The sequence below is a fragment of the Gordonia phosphorivorans genome (genome assembly GCF_042432625.1).
GTDB classification, from domain to species: domain Bacteria; phylum Actinomycetota; class Actinomycetes; order Mycobacteriales; family Mycobacteriaceae; genus Gordonia; species Gordonia phosphorivorans.
Genome location: NZ_JBHLWV010000023.1, coordinates 60,287 through 67,807 on the forward strand (window position 1 = coordinate 60,287; position 7,521 = coordinate 67,807).

Genomic DNA, 7,521 nt, shown 5'->3' on the forward strand with positions numbered 1-7,521 from the left:
CTTCACCGTACCGCCGCTACGGTGAGGAAGATGACGGTGTGGCGAGCGGCGATGGTGGTGGCGGCCCTGTGCGGGCTGGCGGTGGTCACGACGGTCTGGACGCCGGGTGCCGCCTACGCGTGCAGCTGCGTCGCGCTGGCGCCGGAATCGGTGATCGCGCAGGCCGACGCGGTGGTGTGGGGCACCCCGATGTCGGTGAGCGAGTCCGGAACCACCCGCACGTACGTCGTCGAGGTGCAGCGCAGCTACCGCAGGGAGCTGCCGGAGCGGATCGAGGTCAGCACGCCCGCCACGTCGGCGGCGTGCGGCGTGGAATTGACGATCGGCCGCGCGGGATACGTGGTGCTGCGAGCGCCGGTCGACGGACCGGCGGCGGCGCAGCAGTGGACGGCGAGCCTGTGCACCAATCTGGTTTCCGCGGACGACATCGTCGCCCATGCGGGTGCGCCGCTGGCGCCGCTCGGTGCGGCCGCCCCGAACGCCGACGGCCCCGGCACACTCTCCGCGGGCGTGATCGCCGGGATCGTGGTCGGGGCCGTCGGTGGACTGGTGGTCCTGGCCGCGCTGGCGCTGGCGGTGGCTAGGCGCTTCCGTTGAACAGGCTGGTCACCGAGCCGTTCTCGAAGACTTCCTTGATGGTCTGAGCCAGCAGAGGTGCCATCGAGAGGACCGTCAGGTTCTCGAACTGCTTCTCCGGCGGGATCGGCAGGGTGTCGGTGGCGATCACTTCCTTGGCGCCGCAGCTGGCCAGGCGGGTGGCCGCGGGCTCGGAGAACACCCCGTGGGTGGTGGCGATGATGACGTCGCCGGCACCGGCCTCCTTGAGGACGGTCACGGCGCCGGCGATGGTGCCGCCGGTGTCGATCATGTCGTCGATCAGCACGCAGGTCTTACCCGCGACGTCGCCGACCACACGATTGGACTTGATCTGGTTGGGCACATCGGGGTCGCGGGTCTTGTGCACGAAGGCCATCGGTGCGCCGTCGAGCGCGTCGGCCCACTTCTCGCCGACCTTGACGCGACCGGCGTCCGGGGAGACCACGCAGATGTTGTCGGTGCCGTAGTTGGTCCGCACGTACTCGGCCAGCTGACCCTGCGCGTGCATGTGGTCGACGGGACCGTCGAAGAAGCCCTGGATCTGGTCGGTATGCAGGTCGACGGTGATGATGCGGTCGGCACCGGCGGTCTTGAGCAGGTCGGCGATCAGGCGCGCGGAGATCGGCTCGCGGCCGCGGTGCTTCTTGTCCTGCCGCGCGTACGGGTAGAAGGGCAGGATCGCGGTGATGCGCTTGGCCGACCCGCGCTTGAGCGCGTCGATCATGATCAGCATCTCCATGATCCAATGGTTCATGGGCGCCGGGCAGCTTTGCATCACGAAGGCGTCGCTGCCGCGCACCGATTCCTCGAAACGCACGAAAATCTCGCCGTTGGCGAAGTCGCGAGCGGTCTGAGGGGTCACCTCGACGTTGAGCTGCTTTGCCACCGCCTCCGCCAGTTCGGGGTGGGCACGTCCGGAGAACAACATCAGGTTCTTTTGGACGTCGGTGGTCATGCTCATGAGTCGCTCTCCTCTTGCGCGGTCCGAGCCGCTTCAGCGGCACGGCTGGTGGGACGCTTGTGCAGCACCCAGTTCTCGATGTTGCGCTGCTTTCCTGCTGAGACAGCTAGCGCCCCGGACGGGACATCCTCGCGGATGACGGATCCGGCACCGGTGTAGACGCCGTCACCGATGGTCACCGGTGCGACGAACATATTGTCCGAACCGGTCCGGCAATGCGAGCCGATCACGGTGCGGTGTTTGCTCTCCCCGTCGTAGTTGACGAAGACACTGGAGGCTCCGACGTTGGAGTGCTCGCCGATCTCGGCGTCGCCGACATACGTCAGGTGCGGAACCTTGCTGCCGGTGCCGATTTGCGCGTTCTTGGTTTCGACGAAGGTGCCGATCTTGCCCTCGGCGCCCAGTCGCGTGCCCGGGCGCAGGTAGGCGAAGGGGCCGACCACGGACTTCTCCCCGATCCGGGCTCCGCTGCCGTGGGTGCGGATCACCTGGGCGCCGTCGGCCACGTCGACGTCGGTCAGGGTGGTGTCCGGGCCGATCACGGTGTCGGCACCGATGGCGGTGGTGCCGTGCAGCTGGGTGCCGGGCAGGATCCGAGTGTCCTGGCCGATCGTCACGTCCACGTCGATCCAGGTGGTGGCCGGGTCGACGACGGTCACGCCGTTGAGCTGGTGGCGGCGGATCACGCGGCGGTTCAGTTCGGCGGCCAAGTCCGAGAGCTGGGCGCGGTCGTTGCAGCCGGCCACCACGAGCGGGTCGGTGACGATGTGCGAGCGGACGGTGCGGCCGGCCTCGCGCGCGATCTTGACCACGTCGGTCAGATAGAACTCGCCCTGCGCGTTGTCGGTGGACAGTCCGGTCAGCGCCGATCGCAGCACGGCGGCATCGAAGGCGTAGATCCCGGCGTTCACTTCGTTGATCTGGAGCTGAATCGGGGTGGCGTCCTTGTGCTCGACGATCGCCGTGACTTCGCCGTCGGTCCGTTCGATCCGGCCGTAGCCGGTGGGATCGGTGACAGTGAAGCTGGTGAGGGTGACGGCCGCGGCCGGTGTCGCCGTATGGGCCGCGACCAACTCGTGCAGGGTGTCGACGTCGAGCAGGGGTGCGTCGGCGACGGTCACCAGGACCGTGCCGGTGAAGTCGTCGGGGAGCGCGGTGAGTCCGGCACGCGCCGCGTCGCCGGTGCCGCGGGGTTCGTCCTGCACCGCGATGGCGACCGGGCGGCCGAGTTCGTCGGCGACGCGCACGATCTCGGCGCTGACCCGCTCACGCTCGTGGCTGACCACGCCGATCAGGTGCGTCGGTGCGATACCGGCGGCGCCGTGCAGGGCGTGGCTGACCAGGGACCGGCCCGCGATCTCGTGCAGGATCTTGGGGGTCTTCGACCGCATTCGGGTGCCCGCTCCCGCCGCCAGAACAATGACGGCGAGGTGGCCGTCGTGCGAACTGGTGGGGTGTCCGGGCATCGGAGTCCTCCGCAGGGGGTCTTGCGATGTGTCGCAAATCGAAGCGTGCGGGGGAAATCCTACGCACCCGAAGTAGGGTTTCTGGCCATGAGCACTCAGAAAGTAGCAATTGTCACCGGAGCGGCCCGCGGGATCGGCGCCGCAGTCGCACGTCGCCTCGCCGAAGACGGCATGGCGATCGCCGTGTTGGACCTGAACGGGCAGGCCTGCGCCGACACCGTGGAATCGATCACCGCCGCAGGTGGGAAGGCCATTGCAGTCGGATGCGACGTGGCTGACGAGAAGCAGGTGGCGGCTGCGGTCGACACCGTCACCGAGCAGCTCGGTGCCCCGACGGTGTTGGTCAACAACGCCGGTGTGATCCGCGACAACCTGCTGTTCAAGATGAGCGTCGACGACTGGGACACGGTGATGGCCGTGCACCTGCGGGGCGCCTTCCTGATGAGCCGGGCCTGCCAGCGGCACATGCTCGACGCAGGCTGGGGACGCATCGTCAACCTGTCGAGCACCTCGGCGCTGGGCAATCGCGGTCAGGCCAACTACTCGGCGGCCAAGGCCGGCATGCAGGGCCTGACCAAGACTCTCGCGCTGGAGCTGGGTCGCTTCGGTGTGACGGCCAACGCGATCGCCCCGGGCTTCATCGAGACCGAGATGACGCGTGAGACCTCCGAGCGCATCGGTGTCCCGTTCGACGATTTCATCGCCGCCTGCGCCGCCGACACCGCCGTGCAGCTGGCCGGTCAGCCCGATGACATCGCGAACGCGGTGTCGTTCTTCGCCGACGAGCGCGCACGCTACGTCTCCGGCCAGGTGCTGTACGTGGCCGGCGGACCCAAGGCCTGACAGGTCGGCGGTCGTTCGGATTCCCCAGCGTCAGCGGTAGTTCGGGTTCCCCAGCGTCAGCGGTAGTTCGGGTTCCCCAGCGTCAGCGGTAGTTCGGGTTGTTGTACTCCGGGATCGTGATGTTGATCGGAAGGCGCAGCTCCGACATGTACAGCAGCACGAACTGCCGCAGGAATTCGTCGAACAGCCAGTAGGCCTTCGGCGGCAGCCCCACGTCGAGCAGTCCCTCGCGAACCATCACATACGGTCCCCATGCGGTCTCCAGCAGCGGTGACCAGACCGGTTCGCGAGGGATTCGCAGCCAGCCGGCGATCTCGTCGCCCAGCATGTAGCGGGTGATCGCGCCGAGGACGCCGCGGCTGAGCAGCGTCAGGTCGAGGTTGCGACCCAGGTCCAGAAGCATGCTGGCGAGTCTGCGGCCCTCGTCGGTGGGCGCGAGAATCGGGTCGAGGACCTGGCGGGCCTGGCTCTCGGCGCTGGCCCAGGTGGCCGGAATGTACTCGTCTTTGATGCCCAGCAGGTGTGCGCTGAGCTGCCAGGTGTGCAGGAAGCCTGCGCCCTCGGCCGGGTCCACCGGCACACCCCACTTGCGGAACTGGCGCATCGCGCTGGTGGGCAGACTGTGCCAGGTGACCATCATGTCGGCCTGGCTGATCGGGAGTCGTTCCCCGGCTTGCGCACCGCTGGACCAGTGCGGTGACTTCGGCAGCAGGTAGCGGACGCCGGAATGGGCGAGTCGGGTCTTGACGCAGGTGATCATCATTTCGCCGTCCGGGGCGAAGGCGTTGGAGGTGCCGACGTCATAGCCCAGTTTGGCGGTCTTGGTGATGCGGTCCTTGAGATCGGCGCCGCCCTTGGAGTAGTAGACCGCGCGGGCCTCGCGGGGGATCACCGTACTCATCATTCCGCTGACGAAGCCGTAGATCACCCCCAGATAGGTGCCGCGCTTGTCGTTGAAGCGCGCGCCGGCGGCGAGTTTGTCGTGGTCGGCCCAGGCCGGGAGTCGTCGGGCTTCGGTGAGGAAGTCGCGCAGGTCTTTCGGCAGTCCCGCGGGCAGCGGTTGACCGTTGCGGGTCCAGTGCTTGAGGAGTCGATTCACCTTGTCGATGTCGCCCTTGGCGGCGAGGTCGGCGATCACGTCGTCAGAGTCTGGGTCCCAGACGTCGTGCGGGTCCTTCCCGGAGCCTTCGCCCGGCACCGCGCCGGCCGGGGACCAGGTCCAGCCGGTGGTGGAGCCGGTTACCGAGAGCGCGCCGGCGGCGCCGAGTGCCGCGCCGCCCAGCAGGGCGGTCCTTCGGTTGACGGTGGATGCCACGACGTTGCTCCTGACTGGCGGCGTCACGCCCGCCTCGATGTAACAGATAACGATGACTTGTAACATGGTGACATGGCGTGGCCTGGGTCACAAGGGATTGCCGGAAGCGGCGGTGCCGTAGCGTGGGCGTTGGGTCTGGGTGAGGAGGAAAAGGTGTGCCATCTGATGTGACGACGCAGCAGGATTCGCTCCTCGGGCGAGCGCTGCGCGGCGCCGCGCGCGACGCCGCGCGCACCCCGGTCGAGGCCGAGGACAAGACGCGCACCAAGCTGCTCGACGCCGCGTATGACCAGTTCTGCGAGACGGGGATCTCCCGGGCCTCGATGGAGGAGGTCGCGCGGCGCGCGGGCACTGCCCGCATCACCATCTATCGGAAGTTCGAGAACAAAGACGCTCTGGTCGACGCCGTGATGTTGCGCGAGTTCCAGCGCTACTTCGGCGAGTTCCTTGTCGAGATGGGAAAGGCGCAATCCGTGGCCGACCGCGTGGTCGCGGGATTCGTCACTTCGTTGCGCACCATCGGCGGCAACGTGCTCATTCGGCGGCTGCTGGAGATCGAGGCCACCGCGGTGCCCGGCATCGTCGGGGGCGGCGACAGCCGCACCATGTTTCAGGTGCGCGACTTCGTCGCCGAACAGATCCGCCGCGAGCAGGCGGTGGGGAACATCGACGCCGATGTCTCGGCGGTGTTGGCCGCGGACATGATGGTGCGGCTGACCGGCTCGATGCTGACCTCGCCCAGCGATCTGATCGAGCTCGACGACGAGGCCGCGCTGACCGCGGTGGCGCGCGAGTTCATCCTCCCGATGGTGCGGCTGCGCGCGGAGTAGCCCGCGAGCTGGCACGATCGGAACGAAACCCGCGGGGCGTCGTGGCCGTCGCCAGCCACCGAAGGCCCATCGCACACCTGGCCGCGGGAGATACCGAAGCCATCCGTATCGAGATCCACAGCGGCTTCGTGGCCACCCGGGAACGCCTGGTCCGCAGCCTCGAGGCCATCGGCTTCTGGGGGAGCGCCGACCGTTCAACCTCCGCGTGAGTACGGTTCGGCGCTATGGCACAATCGGAGCCGCATTAATCCGCCGTGGTGTAATCGGCAACACTCCTGATTTTGGTTCAGGCATTTCAGGTTCGAGTCCTGGCGGCGGAGCAGCAGGTACGTAGGGGAATCAACGGGGGGATCTCTAATGGGCATGCGACGGATTGCGACGATCGTGGCGACCGCGGGCGTGGTCGGTTCCGGTCTGTTCGGGGCGACTGCGCTCGGCGCCGGGGAGGCCGCCGCCGGCCCGCGGATCACGTGCACGGGTGCCATCTGCAAGAACCGTGGCGACGTGATCGGCATCGGGTTCGGTCAGTACCGCTGCCCCAACGGGATCGTGTACCCGTCGATCGCCATCGTCCCGCCTCGCGCGACCGCGGCCGTCTTCCCGGCCAACTGCAGCCCGATGCCGAACCTCTACTACTGACCGCGATTCCGGTCGGACCACCGGCAGAGTGTCGGGTTGTGGCTGCCGGACAACCACAACCCGACACTCTGCGGGCGAAGTCCTCGGGTCGGGCGGCCCGCTACCGAGCGGTGGCGGTGTTCTGGCCCGGAGCGGTGTCCTTCGCCGTCAGGGCAGCGATGCACCAACCCTGGCTTGCGTCCCGCTGGAGGATCACTTCGTACGAGGCTGTGGTGACTTCGGCGTTCGCGACCTGAATGGCAGCTCGGCCTCGGTCACCGTTCACCGAGGCCGGTTGCGTCTGCGTCATCGAGCCCGCGGTGTAGGGCGAACCATCGAGCGACTGCTGCCCGGCGAAGTCTCCCTGAGCGTCGGGGCAGACGGTCCGTTCGACGGCGTCGCCCAGGCTGGCCTCGTTATACGACGAGACGAAGTCTTCAACGGTCACCTGCGCGGCCTTGGCTCCGGTGCCCGGACCGCTCTTGTCATTCGGGTAGTCGCCGCATGCGGTCACGCCGGCCAGAACGGCGGCGCCGACAGCAGCGGTGAAGAGGGCACGAGGAAGTCGCCCGCAACGGGCAAGCCTGGTCTGCATGCCACGACGCTACCTGTTCTAGCCCCTGACCAGCCGAGTTGTGTTCGTGTTGGCGCCTGTGTAACTTAATCCAAGTCGTCAGCGAGCAAGTTTCCCGCAGAAATGCGAGAGATTGGGTTGACAACGAGGAAGTAAATCTTCTAGAGTTACTTTCACTGGTTGCGGTCGAGCCAGGCAGTCTCGGAAGGGGCCGCCGAGCCCGGTTTGACAGTCAGGAAGCCAGGTGGCTAGGCTGGAGAAGTTGCCCGCAAGTCGGGTAGCGGATCTGAAGTGACAAGCTCTGCTCATTGAAGTTC

The 7,521-nt window shown here is 67.3% G+C and carries 8 protein-coding genes and 1 tRNA gene; 5 read left to right on the forward strand and 4 right to left on the reverse strand.

Annotation, left to right across the window (positions count from 1 at the left end; translation table 11 throughout):
- Window positions 1-30: 30 nt before the first annotated feature.
- Window positions 31-597 carry a hypothetical protein gene (locus tag ACFFJD_RS13470; RefSeq protein ID WP_382364972.1) on the forward strand — a complete coding sequence of 189 codons (567 nt, stop codon included), beginning with the start codon at window positions 31-33 and terminating at the stop codon, window positions 595-597.
- Here the strand turns inward: ACFFJD_RS13470 and ACFFJD_RS13475 are convergent.
- Both ACFFJD_RS13475 and glmU read right to left on the reverse strand, forming a co-directional pair.
- Window positions 581-1,558 (reverse strand): ribose-phosphate diphosphokinase, encoded by a 978-nt coding sequence (locus tag ACFFJD_RS13475; protein ID WP_382364974.1) that lies wholly within the window; start codon window positions 1,556-1,558, stop codon window positions 581-583. The genes ACFFJD_RS13470 and ACFFJD_RS13475 overlap by 17 nt on opposite strands.
- Window positions 1,555-3,024 carry a bifunctional UDP-N-acetylglucosamine diphosphorylase/glucosamine-1-phosphate N-acetyltransferase GlmU gene (gene glmU, locus ACFFJD_RS13480; protein ID WP_382364976.1) on the reverse strand — a complete coding sequence of 490 codons (1,470 nt, stop codon included), beginning with the start codon at window positions 3,022-3,024 and terminating at the stop codon, window positions 1,555-1,557. The genes ACFFJD_RS13475 and glmU overlap by 4 nt, the downstream gene beginning before the upstream one ends.
- A gap of 87 nt (window positions 3,025-3,111) precedes the next feature.
- On the opposite strand from glmU, the gene fabG reads away from it, so the two are divergent.
- Window positions 3,112-3,867, forward strand: a complete 756-nt coding sequence (fabG, locus tag ACFFJD_RS13485) for a 3-oxoacyl-ACP reductase FabG (protein ID WP_382364978.1) — start codon at window positions 3,112-3,114, stop codon at window positions 3,865-3,867.
- A gap of 82 nt (window positions 3,868-3,949) precedes the next feature.
- Here fabG and ACFFJD_RS13490 read toward each other — a convergent pair whose 3' ends face one another.
- A complete protein-coding gene (locus ACFFJD_RS13490; RefSeq protein WP_382364980.1) occupies window positions 3,950-5,182 on the reverse strand; it encodes an oxygenase MpaB family protein in 1,233 nt (410 codons plus the stop codon).
- Window positions 5,183-5,349: 167 nt separating this feature from the next.
- On the opposite strand from ACFFJD_RS13490, the gene ACFFJD_RS13495 reads away from it, so the two are divergent.
- The 3 genes from ACFFJD_RS13495 (at window position 5,350) to ACFFJD_RS13505 (ending at window position 6,651) form a co-directional block, all read left to right on the forward strand.
- Window positions 5,350-6,012, forward strand: a complete 663-nt coding sequence (locus ACFFJD_RS13495; RefSeq protein ID WP_382364982.1) for a TetR/AcrR family transcriptional regulator — start codon at window positions 5,350-5,352, stop codon at window positions 6,010-6,012.
- Between the two features lie 248 nt (window positions 6,013-6,260).
- A tRNA-Gln gene (locus ACFFJD_RS13500) sits at window positions 6,261-6,332 on the forward strand.
- A gap of 43 nt (window positions 6,333-6,375) precedes the next feature.
- Complete coding sequence (locus ACFFJD_RS13505) at window positions 6,376-6,651, forward strand: hypothetical protein (protein WP_382364984.1); 276 nt, start codon at window positions 6,376-6,378, stop codon at window positions 6,649-6,651.
- A 100-nt stretch (window positions 6,652-6,751) separates the two neighbouring features.
- Here the strand turns inward: ACFFJD_RS13505 and ACFFJD_RS13510 are convergent, their stop codons facing one another.
- Window positions 6,752-7,225, reverse strand: a complete 474-nt coding sequence (locus tag ACFFJD_RS13510; protein WP_382364986.1) for a hypothetical protein — start codon at window positions 7,223-7,225, stop codon at window positions 6,752-6,754.
- Window positions 7,226-7,521: the final 296 nt, after the last annotated feature.

What these genes read in the sequence shown, in the direction of transcription:
- ACFFJD_RS13470 (WP_382364972.1), top strand. Translation starts at nt 31, where the DNA reads ATGACGGTGTGGCGAGCGGCGATGGTGGTGGCGGCCCTGTGCGGGCTG.
- ACFFJD_RS13475 (WP_382364974.1), bottom strand. Translation starts at nt 1,558, where the DNA reads ATGAGCATGACCACCGACGTCCAAAAGAACCTGATGTTGTTCTCCGGA.
- glmU (WP_382364976.1), bottom strand. Translation starts at nt 3,024, where the DNA reads ATGCCCGGACACCCCACCAGTTCGCACGACGGCCACCTCGCCGTCATT.
- fabG (WP_382364978.1), top strand. Translation starts at nt 3,112, where the DNA reads ATGAGCACTCAGAAAGTAGCAATTGTCACCGGAGCGGCCCGCGGGATC.
- ACFFJD_RS13505 (WP_382364984.1), top strand. Translation starts at nt 6,376, where the DNA reads ATGCGACGGATTGCGACGATCGTGGCGACCGCGGGCGTGGTCGGTTCC.
- ACFFJD_RS13510 (WP_382364986.1), bottom strand. Translation starts at nt 7,225, where the DNA reads ATGCAGACCAGGCTTGCCCGTTGCGGGCGACTTCCTCGTGCCCTCTTC.